Annotated in this window: 13 protein-coding genes and 1 pseudogene; 8 read left to right on the forward strand and 6 right to left on the reverse strand. The window is 43.3% G+C overall.

Annotated features, from left to right (window positions below; translation table 11 throughout):
- Positions 1 to 16 precede the first annotated feature (16 nt).
- From LYNGBM3L_RS12510 to LYNGBM3L_RS12525, 4 genes are all read left to right on the forward strand, one after another.
- Entirely contained in the window at positions 17 to 1,213 is a 1,197-nt protein-coding gene (locus LYNGBM3L_RS12510; protein ID WP_008183315.1) for a beta-ketoacyl-ACP synthase, read from the forward strand.
- Between the two features lie 132 nt (positions 1,214 to 1,345).
- Positions 1,346 to 2,833, forward strand: a complete 1,488-nt coding sequence (purF, locus tag LYNGBM3L_RS12515; protein ID WP_008183318.1) for an amidophosphoribosyltransferase — start codon at positions 1,346 to 1,348, stop codon at positions 2,831 to 2,833.
- 282 nt (positions 2,834 to 3,115) lie between these two features.
- Positions 3,116 to 3,328 carry a DUF2839 domain-containing protein gene (locus LYNGBM3L_RS12520; RefSeq protein WP_008183321.1) on the forward strand — a complete coding sequence of 71 codons (213 nt, stop codon included), beginning with the start codon at positions 3,116 to 3,118 and terminating at the stop codon, positions 3,326 to 3,328.
- A 323-nt stretch (positions 3,329 to 3,651) separates the two neighbouring features.
- Complete coding sequence (locus LYNGBM3L_RS12525) at positions 3,652 to 3,999, forward strand: DUF1815 family protein (RefSeq protein ID WP_044492888.1); 348 nt, start codon at positions 3,652 to 3,654, stop codon at positions 3,997 to 3,999.
- A 276-nt stretch (positions 4,000 to 4,275) separates the two neighbouring features.
- Here LYNGBM3L_RS12525 and LYNGBM3L_RS12530 read toward each other — a convergent pair.
- Both LYNGBM3L_RS12530 and LYNGBM3L_RS12535 read right to left on the reverse strand, forming a co-directional pair.
- Positions 4,276 to 4,476: pseudogene (locus LYNGBM3L_RS12530) on the reverse strand (deoxyribodipyrimidine photo-lyase); the annotation flags it as partial.
- Between the two features lie 349 nt (positions 4,477 to 4,825).
- Positions 4,826 to 5,056, reverse strand: coding sequence for a hypothetical protein (locus LYNGBM3L_RS12535; protein WP_044492889.1), 231 nt, complete (start codon positions 5,054 to 5,056; stop codon positions 4,826 to 4,828).
- 265 nt (positions 5,057 to 5,321) lie between these two features.
- On the opposite strand from LYNGBM3L_RS12535, the gene LYNGBM3L_RS49780 reads away from it, so the two are divergent.
- From LYNGBM3L_RS49780 to LYNGBM3L_RS12550, 3 genes are all read left to right on the forward strand, one after another.
- Complete coding sequence (locus tag LYNGBM3L_RS49780; protein ID WP_008183332.1) at positions 5,322 to 5,561, forward strand: ribbon-helix-helix protein, CopG family; 240 nt, start codon at positions 5,322 to 5,324, stop codon at positions 5,559 to 5,561.
- Between the two features lie 430 nt (positions 5,562 to 5,991).
- The gene (locus tag LYNGBM3L_RS12545) at positions 5,992 to 6,687 is read left to right on the forward strand and encodes a hypothetical protein (protein WP_131826914.1); all 696 of its coding nucleotides are present in this window, start codon (positions 5,992 to 5,994) and stop codon (positions 6,685 to 6,687) included.
- A 147-nt stretch (positions 6,688 to 6,834) separates the two neighbouring features.
- Entirely contained in the window at positions 6,835 to 7,722 is an 888-nt protein-coding gene (locus LYNGBM3L_RS12550) for a hypothetical protein (protein ID WP_008183335.1), read from the forward strand.
- Positions 7,723 to 8,050: 328 nt separating this feature from the next.
- Here LYNGBM3L_RS12550 and LYNGBM3L_RS40510 read toward each other — a convergent pair whose 3' ends face one another.
- Positions 8,051 to 8,251, reverse strand: a complete 201-nt coding sequence (locus LYNGBM3L_RS40510) for a hypothetical protein (RefSeq protein ID WP_131826915.1) — start codon at positions 8,249 to 8,251, stop codon at positions 8,051 to 8,053.
- A 913-nt stretch (positions 8,252 to 9,164) separates the two neighbouring features.
- On the opposite strand from LYNGBM3L_RS40510, the gene LYNGBM3L_RS12555 reads away from it, so the two are divergent.
- On the forward strand, positions 9,165 to 10,043 hold the full coding sequence (locus LYNGBM3L_RS12555; protein ID WP_075873597.1) for a hypothetical protein: 879 nt from the start codon (positions 9,165 to 9,167) through the stop codon (positions 10,041 to 10,043).
- 405 nt (positions 10,044 to 10,448) lie between these two features.
- Here the strand turns inward: LYNGBM3L_RS12555 and LYNGBM3L_RS12560 are convergent, their stop codons facing one another.
- The 3 genes from LYNGBM3L_RS12560 to LYNGBM3L_RS12570 all read right to left on the reverse strand — a co-directional run bounded on the left by LYNGBM3L_RS12560 (position 10,449) and on the right by LYNGBM3L_RS12570 (position 15,670).
- Positions 10,449 to 11,255, reverse strand: a complete 807-nt coding sequence (locus LYNGBM3L_RS12560) for a sulfite exporter TauE/SafE family protein (RefSeq protein WP_008183340.1) — start codon at positions 11,253 to 11,255, stop codon at positions 10,449 to 10,451.
- A gap of 408 nt (positions 11,256 to 11,663) precedes the next feature.
- Complete coding sequence (locus LYNGBM3L_RS12565; RefSeq protein ID WP_008183342.1) at positions 11,664 to 13,961, reverse strand: glycosyltransferase; 2,298 nt, start codon at positions 13,959 to 13,961, stop codon at positions 11,664 to 11,666.
- A 542-nt stretch (positions 13,962 to 14,503) separates the two neighbouring features.
- Positions 14,504 to 15,670, reverse strand: coding sequence for an NAD(P)/FAD-dependent oxidoreductase (locus LYNGBM3L_RS12570; RefSeq protein ID WP_008183344.1), 1,167 nt, complete (start codon positions 15,668 to 15,670; stop codon positions 14,504 to 14,506).
- Between the last annotated feature and the right edge of the window lie 5 nt (positions 15,671 to 15,675).

Genomic DNA, 15,675 nt, shown 5'->3' on the forward strand with positions numbered 1-15,675 from the left:
ATCTTTCAACGAATCCGTGCAGGTATGCGTTACTGGGATTGGATTAGTATCTGCTTTAGGCAACCTCAAACCCAGTTGGCAGCATTTGCTAAACGGTGAGTCAGCTATTAGCTGGTATCAACCCTTCGCCAATTTATCACCTCTACCGTTGGCTATGATTGGTAAGACACCAGCTTCTATTGAACAGCTGACCTACCAGGTTGTAGCAGATGCTCTTGAAGATGCTAAATTAACCATCCCTCTCAAGGATTGTGGTGTGGTGATTGGTTCCAGTCGTAGCTGTCAGGCGGCTTGGGAGCAACTAGCCCAGGAACAGATGACTAGTCAGAGCAAACTCGACACCGAACCAGAGTATAAGCGATTCGATATCTTAAATGAGACCTTAACTCTAGAGCATTGGTTAGATACTCTACCCCATCAACCAGCTATTGCTGCTGCCCATTACATCGGTTCCTTTGGGCCAGTCCTAGCACCAATGGCAGCTTGTGCAACAGGAATTTGGGCGATCGCTCAAGGATTTGAATTGATTCAAACTGGTCAATGCCAACGAGTCATTGCTGGTGCTGTAGAAGCACCAATTACTCCTCTAACCCTAGCCGGATTTACTAAAATGGGGGCTCTAGCAAAAACTGGTGCTTACCCCTTTGACAAGCAACGTCAAGGCTTGGTGTTGGCAGAGGGAGGTTCTGTCTTGGTATTGGAGTCAGAGGATTTGGCTCGTCGTCGAGCCGCCCCTATCTATGGAAAATTACTGGGGTTTGGCTTAACCTCGGACGCTTATCATGTCAGTAAACCTAACCCAAATCGACAGAGTGCGATCGCAGCTATCAAACAATGTCTAGACCGCAGCCACCTATTTCCTAAAAATATTGATTATATCCATACCCACGGTACCGGAACCAAACTTAATGACCAGAATGAAGCGGAGCTGATTCAGCAGCTATTTCCCCAAGGGGTGGCAATCAGTTCTACCAAAGGAGCCACCGGTCACACTCTTGGTGCTTCTGGAGCCATTGGTACTGCTTTGTGTCTAATCGCTTTAAAACACCAAACCTTACCCCCTTGTATTGGGTTGAGGGAACCGGAATGGGATTTGGATTTCGTAACTATAGCGCGTCAGTGCCAAGTCAGGCAGGCACTATGTTTTAGCTTTGGTTTCGGGGGGCAAAATGCAGTAACCGCTTTAGGAATACCCAGGAATTGCCGACATTAACCCACAATAATATCGTATAGGTGATATCGTTAAGGAAACATTAAGTTTAATTAAATATACAAAACCAATCCCCTTGGGATTTAGGTTAAATCGACTTCATGCCGCAATTAGGAGCAACCCATAATAGTTATGATGTCCAACCAATCCCTTTCCTCTGACCAATATTGTGATCAGTCCAAGGATGACTATCCCCAGCACTTGGACAAGCCAGAGGAAGCTTGCGGAGTCTTTGGTATCTATGCACCAGAGCAAGATGTCGCTAAGCTGACTTACTTTGGTCTATTTGCCCTACAGCACCGAGGTCAGGAATCATCAGGGATTGCTACCTTTGATGACAAGCAGCTCCATGTCTACAAAGATATGGGGCTAGTCTCCCAGGTCTTTAATGAAGAAATTTTGGATCAGCTACCTGGTCAGATTGCCGTTGGTCATAACCGCTATTCTACCACTGGTTCTAGCCATATCGCCAATGCTCAACCAGCCGTGGTGGAAACTCCCTTAGGACCGTTGGCTTTGGCTCATAACGGTAACTTGGTCAACACTATCCAATTACGTGATGATTTACTCAAGCATAACTCTAACTTGATGACCACTACCGATTCAGAACTAATCGCCCTAGGGATCGCTGCAGAGGTTAACCATGGCAAAGGGTGGTTGGAGGCAGCAATGAGTGCCTTTCAATCTTGCCAAGGAGCGTTTAGTTTAGTGATTGGCACACCGGATGGATTAATGGGTGTTCGTGACCCCAATGGCATTCGCCCTCTAGTGATTGGCACCTTAGGTGGCAATTCTGGGGGCTACGTCCTGGCATCAGAAACCTGTGGTTTAGATATTATCGGTGCTGACTATCTGCGGGATGTGGAACCGGGAGAATTAGTCTGGATTAATGACGAAGGCATTGCTTCCTTCGACTGGAGTCAAAAGCCAGAGCGCAAAGTTTGTATCTTTGAGATGATTTACTTTGCTCGCCCTGATAGCATCATGGATGATCAAACTGTGTTTAGCTATCGGTTACGCCTAGGGCGTCAGCTGGCAAAAGAGTCAACACCAGATGCGGACATGGTGATTGCTGTACCCGATTCCGGTGTCCCGGCAGCTATCGGCTTTTCCCGAGAGTCCGGTATTCCTTACGGAGAGGGACTGATTAAAAATCGCTATGTAGGTCGCACCTTTATCCAACCCACTCAGAGTATGCGAGAAACTGGCATCCGAATGAAACTTAATCCCCTCAAAGATGTCTTAGTTGGTAAACGAGTGGTACTAGTAGATGACTCCATTGTTCGAGGAAACACCAGCAGCAAACTTATCAAAGCTTTGCGTGATGCAGGTGTAGCTGAAGTACATATGCGAGTCTCCTCGCCCCCAGTCACTCATCCTTGCTTCTTTGGAATAGACACCGATAACCAAGAGCAACTGATTGCCGCCACCAAGTCAGTAGCAGAAATAGCCAATTATATTGGTGTGGATTCCCTCGCTTATCTGAGTTGGGAGGGAATGATGCTAGCCACAAGGAAAGACTCCAAGAGTTTCTGCTCTGCTTGTTTCACAGGTCATTACCCTGTTCCCCTTTCAGAAGAACTCAAGCGTTCTAAATTGATGCTGGAAGAGGTACAGGTTTGAAGGTAAAAGAAAAAAGGTAAAAGGTGGCACCACACCCATAACAGGGTGAATAAATTCTCCCGATCCCTTTGCCTTTTTCCTGCCCCCCGATCTTTGGGGGGATAAGGGCAGCCTTGATGATACTGTTGGCGGCTTAGTAAATTTATTGAGGTTGCCAAGGCTGATCATCCCCTAAAGTTAAGAAATTCTACACGAGCTCTGCTAATGCCCACCATTGTTCAATACATAGGTTATTATTATCACTGAGTGGTTATTATTATCACTGAGTGATTAAAAACGATTATGGGTGAAGCAAAACGCCGGAAAGCAGCACTGGGAGAAGACTACGGGAAAGAAGCCAACATATTTCCATGGCTCCCGATAACTAAAAGTCAGGGTGAGCAGTTTGTTAAATGGACGACTAGGGGAGCTTGGGCTGGTATTGTCTTTATGATTGTATTCTGGCTAACGGTGAGATTTATAGGACCGGCATTTGGTTGGTGGCAAGTAAATTAACATCTAAGGCTCGCTAATAACACGGAACTATCGGTTGTGCTTGAACCGGTAGTTAGGTTAGTTAAAGAATTTCCATAAACATATAGAAACTACTAATGTATATCCCTTGACTCATGAAAATTATGACAAGGGAGCCAATTTGCCTTGACCGACAGGTTAATTTTGGGATAGAACAAGGCAAGAGATTAAGGAAAAGATTGACAAGAGTCTATTTCTTAGAAAAATCCCCCAATTTTATCCTGATTTATCTTGAAACATGAAGATTAAATTTTTAAGAAAGAATAGAAGCTCTAAAATCTAGGAGTGGTGTTTGGAGAACAGAAGTGTTTATACGACTTGCAGAGGAGCACCGTCAATTTGTCCGAGATTTAGTAATGAATCTACAGGCGTTGGCAATTGTACTAGAAAACCAAGGCTATTTAGCCTCCTGCTACACCTGTGGTGGGCAGATGAATAGCGCATCGTTTATGGTTAGCTTGGGGGACAATCACCTGATTCGATTTTTGGTTTCAGATTACGGGATCACTTGGACTGAAATGCGCGATGACCGAGAGCTGATGAAGTTGGAAGGTGCTGAAGCAATTGGTCAACTACAAGATCTCGCCAATCTGGTTAAATACCGAATTCGTCCTTCAGAATCTCACCCTGCCCTTAAGTTACCAGTGCCGTGACCTTAGAACTGAGTAAGGCAAAACAGGAATCCAACCAGGATTGGTAAACACAGATTCCTAAATACAGATAGATAGCACAGTTTTATCCATATAATCCTGTCCATCTGTGTTTTGATCAACATCAACAGCGAAAGGGAAAAATTGATGGCTGGCTAATTGGTGGCTGGCTAATTGAGTGTTGAAGGTTAACTGTTAACTCTCAACACTCAACTTGAAATACTTCATCCAAAGCAAAAGCCCATAGAGTGCTTTACCAAAGGTTAAGACCGACGGCTAAGAGGTAGTACCAAATTGTCTGTCATCAAAGCAGTACAGGGGGATAATTTGAGCTTTTTCCTGGACAGCTTGATAGAGTGGTTCATGGTCATGGATCCGTAAATCGTTGCGATACCAGATCAGGATAAGTTTTTGATTCACAGTGGCTGAGGTCGGTTCTGTTTGATTTTGCCAAGATCCACGAAAGCACGAAAATGCCATTAGGCCGTAGTCCTTATGTCATCTGATGGTTAGGGGTGCTTTTTGAAGTTGCAGATTTTTGTAGTCCGATTGGATGGCATGCTGCAACTGCTGTAGCTGTGCGCTAGTAGTGCATTTTTCCACTTTACCAGCGTCACCCTTACGGATCAATTGCTCTACTGTGTCTCGGCGTTCGCGTAGCGTGGCCTAAAGGCCATCGACAAACAGAACATCAGACCAGAGCTAGATTTTGAGAATCCATGATTCAGGAATGTCGGTAAGTATGGCAATTTGGCGCTTAGTAATGGGAAACTTCTTAGGCGCTTTGATGCGGCGAAATAAAACAGTGATTAGAGCCAAGAATTTGGTTTTATTGATGATTTGGTTGAGATAGGTGCTTTGTCATAGCGATCGCTGGCACAATGTCATCTACTGTGATGTCGAACATGAGGGTGAATCGAGCATCAGGTATTAAGCAGCGCAGTGCTTGTAGATGGGCTTCTGCTTGATTTCGGCGGCGAAAGCGAGGGACAACGATTCCCTGGCATTTAGGCAGATGGCGGATGATGCGCCAAGGAAATAGTTCATCTTTATAGCTCATTGATGCACTCCTAATTAATTGCTTGTTGTATTCTAAGAAAAGAAAGTTTTGTAGTCCCATCTTGATCCAACACAGTGATGGGCGATTTACAGACTTAATTCCACAGACTTAATTCCAATACATGTGTGTAATTATGTTCATTAAGTTATCAAGTGTCTATGCTTAAAATAAGCTTCTGATCTAACTTTGGTGTGTAGGCGATGAGCCCAAGCAATGAGAAGCACACAGACAAAACAAGGAGAATATAAAATCCGAGTTAACAAACATGCTAACGCCAAGCAGCATTAAGAAACTAGACAAATTGGCCAAGAGGTTGAAGAGCAGTCGCAGCGAGTTGGTAGAGCAGTTTGCTAGAAGTCAAGACAATCCTAGTCTGGTTGCCAGACACAAATGCTGGAGGCGCACACCTATAGGGAATTTAATTCTTAATGGTAAGAGCGCACCTAGGGTATTTTTGACTCAGAGATCCAATCAGGTTGGAATCCCACGGCAGAAGCGGAAGTAGATATTAAGGAGCTCGAACGGCTATTAGAGGAGTTGCACAAACGACTTAATGCTAATTTTGCCAACAATCCGGAAGTCTGCGGTGACCTTAGAAGATCATTAGTGAGATGCATCTAACGCGATCGCATATCCTTTCCATCATAGATCGTCCCAGGTCGGCAAAAGATTCCTTAGGTAATCCTGTAGGCATGAACGCTCAACTGGAAAGTGCTAGCGTACAGCATCTTTCAAGTCATTTCATGATACAGTTTTCCATGAATAAACTCTTCCGATGTCTTGGTGCGCGTTCCCATGGCGAGGGAACCTCGCCGGGGTCGCACCGCTATCTAGGAATTCTTGTCACTCTTATCTTGAATAGTATCGGGCTACACTCCTGTACCCCTCAAATTAGTCCCTGTCACATTCAAACTCAAGAAGCTCGAAGTATAAGTGTGCAGTCTAATGAGCCTATCTATAACGAGATTTTTGGCAATCAAGAATGCTCACCTCAAAAGCTTGTCTTAAGAATTCCTGTAAACTCAATACAAGAAATTCCAGATACCAATAGTTTACTGAATCATAGATATACTCCCAATATTGTAACCTTATTAACATTTTCTCATCAACCTAAAAGTTTTTATATCAGACGTATTGATAACCATAAGGACGGATGGGTTTATAAAAAAGCTAGTTGCTTAGCTTGGAAATGGTCTAGGGAAGATGAGCAACAAGTTTTAAATTTAAGTCTGGAGAGAAATCTCCAAATTCGTGACCCTAAAATTAAAAGTGTTATTTTCATAGTTTCTTTGCCCTTTGAAATCAAAGATGCTCAAACCAATGTTAACCTTCAAGTTTACACCTGGGACTTATTTGAAGGAATTTATTATTTAAAACTCAAAAATTATCCCAATTTAAAAGAAATATTAAGACAAAAGGAGAGGAGAAGCAGTCAAGCCAGTAATGCATTTCGTGATGGGAAAACTGTTAAACATGAAATTCAAAAAGAATTAAACCAGATAGATGATATTGGAGGAATACATCTTAATAATTATTTTGAGTCAATACTGGATGGAGAATACCTCAAAAAATATACTCCTAGTTCAGAGTATAACTATTGCGAAATACCGGAGGATTTAAAAAAATTATAACGTTTAGTACTAGTATGAGTTTGGGGATTTGGACGACAAATTATAGGTAAAACCAAAGGTATAGGCTCCAAATGCTTCACCGGAAAAGAGTAAACTAACCAGACCCTAGTAGACACTACTCTACTTAATCAACTGATGTGATGAGATATGACTGAATTTGAACCAGCAACTACCAAGTCTGAAAACTATATTGAAAAGCCGGAAGATCGTGAAAAGCTTGAAGATTGGTATCGCAGAGAAAAAAGACTTCAAGTCTTAATAATTTTGATATTGTTAGCACTTTTAATAATTTCTAGTTTTGGACAGTTGGCTCTATTAGATTACTCGTTTGGGGAAAGACTTGCTCTGTCAAAGGGTGATAAAATATTTGGAATTGAGACTAAGAATTTACTCAGTTTATTGGTAACAGGTGCTTTACCCATAACCTCCATAGTAGATGGGTCTGGAATTATTAGCAAAAAAATTAAGATACCTTTACCATTAACTAATGGATTATCTATAATTTGGCTGGTGCTCTTAGGAGATATATTTTTGAATTTCCAAGCCGTATTAGTCAGCAACGAATCCGGAGCAGTAGATCAGTTAATACCGGTTATTGCTTTTGTTGTAGCCATAATTTTTTCCACAGCTTCCCTTTGTCTAAGTAGAGGCATAGTAGCCGCTAGCAAAAAATTCATGGCCGCCAGAAAAAATCTTCAAATCCTAATGGTATATGGGATTAACCCTACCCCCTTGTATAAGGATAATGAACAACTTAAGTTAAGAGAAGAGAATCAAGCAGCAACAACAAAGGCTGAACAGGAACGAAAAATAGTTGTAGAAGAAATTAATCAACACCAAGAAGCTTTAGAATTGGTAATCAAACTCGACAAAAATAAACTTAAATATCCCAAAATAGAAGCAAATAAAACCACAAAAAGTATCCAGGCAATTAACCAATTATTGAAAACCAAATTAGAGCGGTTATTTTCCCCTAACCCTAAATGTATTCAAAACAAAAAAAGTATTAATTACGGGGATAAAACTGCCAAATAAAACTATAATAAAAACCGAGTTATTGACGAAAATAAAGTCTTTAAAATAAGCATTAATCTATCAGCATTAAGCGTGGATATGAATCCTAGTATGGTAAGCTGTTAGGCATTTTTAATGCCTAACAGTTTAGCCATTTTTTGATAAACCGCTTGCGACCCATAGACGCGAAGCGCGGCTCCGGTGTGCAGTAGGACGCGAAACCGAAGAGGGTTATATGCTCTGAGGGAACAGGCAAGGGGCAGCCAGAGGTTGGGCAGGTTCTGATATAGCACTACCCATTAAGATGTTTGACATTCCATAACTCCGAAACGTAAGTAATCGCTTACTTTTAGGTGCGACCCGTGGCGAATTTAATTCGCCGAACGCGCCCCGCGTCTCCTACGGAGAACGGAAAGCGCACCTTTGACTTCTGACCCAAGAACCTTGCTGACTTGCGCGTAGCGCTATACCCTTTCTTGAAAAGGGATGCCACATCAGATTGTCCGATGATTGGCTCGGGGTAATCGGTAATCCTACGACCATTACTCATTACCCATTACCAAAAGGGAGGAAAAAAAAGTCTATACTCTGGGATTTGAGCAACCAGACATTCTATATTTAGGGAAATTTGGCGAGAAGCTGCCAGAGGAAGTGAAACAAAAGGCGATGGAGACGAAACAGGCAATTGTTGATCACACAATTCAATTAACACGCGGGAGAATGGCACACGGCTTAAGGTCAAACCTAGATTAGATATGGAATAGTCAAAAACTAGACACCGATGAGCATTTAGCTTATCGACCATGACCTTCTACTTAGGGGAAATGACTTGGTATGGACAGATGTGAGTAGCCCCGATGGAGTGTTGTGAGCGGAGTGTTGTGAGCATTGGGTTACAGAGGCAATCAGAATCGATGCCATCAGCTGCCGTTTTTCCAGAGGAATCTGGCGGGAGTTCCCTATTTTACAGCTTGCAGTTATTGTGTGAGGATGTTAGATCAAATTGGAGTCAAAGGTACTACTCCTACTCCCGTTGCTATGGGAGTTATGTGAAGTACCGACAACTAAATCGAAGATTATGGTTGAGGCTTCTAGTTTCATCCGCTATCCCCTTCTGCGTAGAATCCCCCGTCCTTGACACCAGGGAGAGTTCAAAAAAGAACACACAAGCAGTGTTAATTCGCTTCCTTTCACTTATCAGGAACCCATTGTTAATGTTTAAGGAGTAAAGTATATAAACAATTATGCCCAGTAAACAAGTTTTTGTTCGAGAATACAAAGTAAGAGCCCACAGGCGTACTATCCATACACGGGTTTACAAGTTCATTTGCCACTACTGCAATACCCCTGCAGAGAGGGAGACTTATGCTACCTGTTGTCCCAAGTATGGAAATCGCTGCAAAGGAGTAGCCAGAAAGTGTCTTCGCTATCAACACGCTAACGAATCTGGGGGAAAAAAGTAGATGTCTTATGTTCCATCACAGCCATCGCTACCATCGCAAAGTCAAAACATGTTAGCAGATTTGGTTGATTACTACCGACAAATGGTGGAGTATCATGAACAAGCTGCCACAGTTGCAAGAGAACAGCTTAACCATGCTAAAGCTTTGCTAAATACAAATGCATTAGCTCTACCAGAAAACAACTCCAACAAGTTCCTGCCTCCTGGAAATAGCAACCACAACCAGCAGGAAAAATACTACCTCACCACGCCAGTAGCTGAATTGCCCGCAGACTTCTCCACTGAAACTGAATTAGAGGAGTCAGCATTAGCACTCAAACAACAACTCGATTACCAGGAGCAGAGGATTACAGAAGCCATTGACCGACTCCTGGAAACCCACAGGGGTACGATCTTCCGAGTTGATTACCTGATCAGGGAGCTGTTTGGAGAGTTGGATAAAGACGATATTGCCTCGAAAACTTCTCTGGTCAAATCCATTTTGTTGAAAGGAGAGAGCCAGGGGTTATGGGACTCTATCCCTGACTCTCCAGGTTGCTACACCTTTTCTCTTGAAGATTTTCCCGATTTAGTTGCTACCAATAAACCTCAGAGAAAGCCTGCCAAGAGCAAAGTTCGTCGGCCTTCTCCGCTACCTAAGTTAGAGCAATTAAAGTATATGACCTTATATGAGCTCGTGGCTTCTGTGTTAAGAGAACACTATCCACAGATCATGAGTGCCGCAGATGTTTTGGACGTGCTTTATCCTAATGGTTTGGATCCTAAGAAGAAAAATGTAGCCCGTAAATCCATTAGTAACACCTTAACTAAAGGATGTGAATCTAAAGGCTGGAAACGAGTCCAGCCGGGGCGATATATCTGGGCTGGCGGTTTCACCTAAAGCTGAGTTCCGACACAAACGTTGTTGGTTATTGACAAACTATAACAGGACTTAGGCAGTGACTTTATCTGTAGGGTGCGTTAATAAAGCACCCTACTACATAAGCGCATTTAATGCCCAGTTTTGCGTAAGTCCTGCTCTTGCTAAAGTGATGTCTGATTCTGATATGTATAGCAGAAGTCATTTGTCAGAAGTCATTTGTCAGAAGTCAAACTCTTGCGCTTCTTGATGCAGTCGCTCATGGGGGAAACCCCCAAGACCGCGCTGCATCGCTTACAAAGGGTGTGAGACTTTTGTCATGTCCTAACTGCCCTGGCGACTGCTATATTTATAGTTCTATTCCCTTGTCCGAAGTTCCCTATTGCTCACCACTGCGGCGAAGTCTAATTAAATAGATACAGACTTTCAAGCACCGTAACTCTGCCATGCCTGCCAAAAAATATAAATTGATAGGGAAAACAACAGCGTGCGAAATCCATTGCTCACCACTTGGTCTGGTAACTTTGGCAAAAAGCGAGTACTAATTTGCGCTCCCAAAAAGCCTCCTATGCCCAGCAGCAGTCCCTCAATCCATAAGACATTTCCCTGTAAGGCATGTCCTACAGAGGCTGAAACTGCTGTAATCACGATTACCCCTAGACTTGTCTGAATCGCAGTTTTAATCGGTTCTCCTAGGAGCAACATTTGGAGTGGAACCATAATTGTTCCCCCACCAATACCAAATAGACCAGCTAATAAGCCAGCCAAAGCACCTGTCGCTATCCTTGCTACAGTAGCTTTGGTGGAAGAGTTTGAAGAAGGTGTGTTGTTTGGTGCTCTTTGAGATTCCTGTTGCGCTCTAGACTTAAGCTGTTTGCGTAGTTGGATCAAATATATCGTAACCAATAGCAGTATCCCAAAGGCTACCAGTAACAAGTAAGGAGGGAACAGGTCCGCTAGATAGGCACCAATTTGTGCTGTGATTAGAGCCGGAAATCCGATGCCAATTACACTTTTTAGATCAAAGTAGCCCATCCGCCAGTTTTGCACTGTACCAGAGCTAGCCGTAATCACAATCGACAGACTACTGGTAGCCGCCGCTTGAACTGGTTGATATCCTAATGCCACTAACAAGGGGACGAGCACTACACCGCCGCCAATGCCGAGAAATCCGGCAAGAATACCTGCTAATAAACCGGAACCAGCAAAAATCAATAAATGGGTAGGAGTCAAGCCCTTCGCTCCAATTCAAAATTATCAATTCAAAATTAAAAAATACCCCACGAATTAATTCGGGGGCTTGAAACATCGCTATCGGCTTTCGCCGACGCTGCGCGAACGCGACCATTCAAAATTAAAAAATACCATATAAATGAATTCAGGCGCTTGTATCCTTAGGTGCGCTTGACCTTGGCGAATTTAATTCGCCAAGGTCAAGCGCACCTGTGGAAACAATTCCAAATTAGAAGGCTATTCATTTTGAATTCAAAAATGGTCATCCCTTTAGATCGCCTTTGGCTCAATCCACTTTTTTGCTAGCATAGCCGCTCTTGAGTCGTTGTTTAATTAGCGAACGCGCCCCGCGTGACCATTCGCGTAGCGTGGCCTAAAGGCCAAGGTCAATCGCATTTTGCTGGCAATTTAGTTCTGGATTAGTTCATTGGGTATCGCCACTTTGATCACAACGGTTTCACCTTCGGCTTCCCAATGAGCGCTCGCCTCCACCTGGGAGTTTAGTTCTGGATTCATTGGTATTGCCACCTTGATCGCCACTTCTTCACCGACTTTTTGAGGAACACTAGGAGGTTTTACCCTAGGCTGAGCTACTAGTGAAATAGGTTTGAGCAGGGGTTGGAAGCTATTGTCCTCTTGGAAATCAGCAACAGTTTCCATCGCCTTTGGCGCTGGTGCTACCACAGCAATTCCACCATTGAGTTTGGTAAGGGTAGAGCTTGGTACCTCAGCGGAGCTAATGGTGCTGAGGTTTGGATTACGGTTAAACACAAATCTGGGCTGGAGCAAACTTTTTAATAAAAGCCACAGCAAGCTCAATTCTCCAGGGGTATCACAAGGTTTCCACTGACCCACACCACAAAACAGCATTTCAATTAAACACCTTGTCTGGGGTAAACTCATCTGCTGATTAAATCCTATTTGGAGAGTGGGAGTTTCACTCGTGAGGTCTGTGTGAGTAATCTTTCCTTGTAGTCGCAAGTTCTCCCCCATTATTTTCAGACTTACTTTGATATTATCTTTAAGGGAGATAGATAGCTTCTCGGTCAGCTTGATTTGAGCACCTACTTGGGAAATCAACTTAGTCATGCCCCAATAGGTTTGACCTCCTATATTTATTCGCACCACTTTACGTAAGTCAAACCATTCGTTAGTATCCGGATTAGGAGAATCCAAAAGGATTAGTAAGGCGATACTCAGCACCAGGAGATTGTAGCCACTCCAAATCCAAGCTAAGCTGATGCCTTGGGTAAGTTGGGCTGTTTCTAGGGATGGCAAACTGCTGACTGGTATCAATAATTCGCTCAGATTAAACCCAAAGCTAATTGCTGTAGCAACGAATACAATAATCAGCGGCGATGCTAACTGCCAGTTGTAATTAAAACTCTCCCTAGATATTCCTTTCGGGGTTACTTTAAATCCTCTCGAAAAAGGATTCAGCATTGTCTGCAACACCGTTAATCCAATCGGGAAACATGACACTACTGAATAAATATCTGACATGAAAGCGGAGCGAGAGCCGCAGTTTACCCAGGAGAATACAGAAAACTGTAGCAAATAGAAAGGAACTAAAAAACACAATACTTCCGTAGCTGTTGCTTTAAAGCAAATAATCCCGAAAAATGTATACGCTATGGGAACAATGAGAAAATAAATTCGTGACCAGCTAGTAAACCAATAAAGCAACCCATCTAAATGAACCAGTCTTTGCAGATGAGTAAGTCCAGGAATTCTTAATGGATTTGCGTCTAGAAAAAGTCCCTGTAAGGTACCTTGTGCCCATCTTAGCCGCTGAGATACATGACTTGCGATATTCTCTGCTGCCAAGCCAGCACTTAATTTTTCATCAAGGTAAATTAACTTATAGCCAAGAGCCGATAAACAAACCCCAGTATAGTAATCTTCAGCGATGGAATCGGTAAAAAAGCCACCAATACTTAAGAGTGCGCTGCGCCTGACCACAAAAGACGTGCCACAACACACAATACTATTTGTGCTATCCCGAATTGGTTGAATGTGTCGATAAAATAATTCTTCTTCTGCCGTCAGAATGTTTTCTAAACCTAAATTATAGGCAACCGGATCGGGATTATAGTAGCTTTGGGGAGTCTGAACTAGAGCGACTTCCTTATCCTTAAAGAAACCCACAGTCCGCTTGAGGAAGTTCCTAGTAGGAATAAAATCAGCATCAAATACAGCAATTAAATCCCCAGAGGTTTGAGGAAAGGCATTGTTTAAATTACCTGCTTTGGCATTAAGATTATTTGGTCGCGTAATATACTCGCAGCCTAGCTCAGCTGCAAGTCTTTTGATCTCAGGACGTCTAGTATCATCCAGAAGATAGATCGTTTTTATTGTATACTCTAAAGCTTGACAACCAATAATTGTTCGTCGTAGGATAGAGGGATGTTCATTATACGTAGGAATAAGTATGTCAACAGACGGGGTAAAACGACCACTAATAACCGATAATTCACCCCAATCAGCTTCCCGACTTCTATCTTTTATCTGGGACAAGAAAAACAGCTGAATGGTGCTACCAGCTAGCCTCAGTATTTCCGCTAGTAATAACCCCAAGCTAAAGACTCCATTGACCAGGGTATCCAGATTGAGGGTAAACAGCGATCGCCACAGCACATACTGAAGAGTCAGCAGTAGCAAAATCCCTACCACCACAAGCTGCCACTTAGAGCGAGTTTTTGTCATAATCCCTTAACTGTAATTCCAGTATTGTCATTAGTTCTTGGATCATTAGTTCTTGGCAGAAGACCCCTATTACAGCCGATTGGGTTGAGGGGAGGGGATTGCCATCACCTGTAGGTTCATAACTAGTTTAGGCTCATAACTCGCTTGTTAGCACGAGCTAATTCCTTAGCTTCCCTCACAAGCTAAGGGGTAGACCGTCGCTTCCACCGTTCTTTATCTTAATTAACATTTAACTTGCTGATTGTTCACTGTTGACCGTTAACCCTTGACAGTGAAGATTACTCTGGTGTCAACACAAAATCCGTTGCTTAAATTATTCTGCAGGTTAAAGGTGTATCTGCCTGTGACCATTAACCCAACTTAGTACAGTCTAATCCGACCTTGGACCCTACCTATGTTCCATAACTTTGACAGAGTCGCCCCTACCAAAGGGCTTTAAGGATGATGGAGCCACTGTATTGGCACTTTGACTGAGACTATGGGTCGATCACCAACAGACTCTTAACAAGCTTTAACCTAGCTTAATTTAACATAATACTTTGTTAACTGGCAGGGGACATCTCGGCTATTATTTCATCCTCTTGTCCAACCACCCAGTTAGCAAAGCGCTTGGCTAGGGGTGGCACAAATACCAGGGGGTTAGTAAAACTAGAAAATATATAAACTCCTTCCACACCACCGAAGGAACCAACCACTGGTAAACTAGTGTTGCTGAATGCTACTAAACAATGATGCCAGGTTCCTGGTAATTTCTCAAGAGCTGGTAGAATTTTACCCACTTGAGTACGAATTTCCGCTTCCCCTTTCTCTGGCGCTATAGTGGCGTAGGGGTCTGTCAGTACACGGCTGAGCTGACCCATCCGTAAACTGCCATCTAAAAACTGCACTGCACCTGCATCAAGAATCGGTGGTACTACCTCATGAGCAGGCTCATCCCACAAGTGTTGAACTGACTTAGTACTGGCTTGCTTTTCGAGTTGAAACCGTTTCGTATTTGCTGGAATAACCATGGTCTGCAGCTGGATGTCAACTCTGGGAGTTTCAATCATCTCCTCATGAGTGAAATACAAGTAGACAGGAATTCCGGAAGCTTTCAGTAAGGTGCGACTGAGTCCACCAGCACAGACAACCGTGTTAGCGGTGTGGTAGGTGGCTGCTACTGTTTTGACTGCCTTGATAGCATCTGAACTCCTTACCAGTTCCACCACACGACCAATTTGGATTTCCCCCCCACAACGGCGGAAAGCTTTCAGGTAACCTTGGGTAGTCTTTCCTGGATGGATATGCCCGTGACGGACAGTAAAAGCTCCTGCGATCGCATTTCGATTGAGTAATGGTTCAAGGGCACAAGCGTCAGCCACACTCACCCAAGTTGGGGGAGTAGCACAACGGGCATAATCGGCTGCCAATTCTTCAAAGTCATCCTTGAGGTCAATGGTCAGCAATAAGTCTAATTCCCGGAACTGGGTATCTGTTGCTAATTCCTCAGATAAAGTTTGATAAATTTCTCTAGCTTCCTGACATAGCACTCGAGTTAACCTTGATGTTCCTGACCAATAGGCAAGACCACCATAGCTATAGCGAGTTGCTCCCTCTAGGGTAGGATGTTGCTCCAAAATCAGAACAGTCAAACCTTGGCGACACAATTCGTACCCGAGTGCTGCTCCAGTAATGCCACCACCAACGACAATCCAGTCATATACTTTCATCGTAT

This window comes from Moorena producens 3L, from assembly GCF_000211815.1.
Lineage (GTDB): Bacteria > Cyanobacteriota > Cyanobacteriia > Cyanobacteriales > Coleofasciculaceae > Moorena > Moorena producens.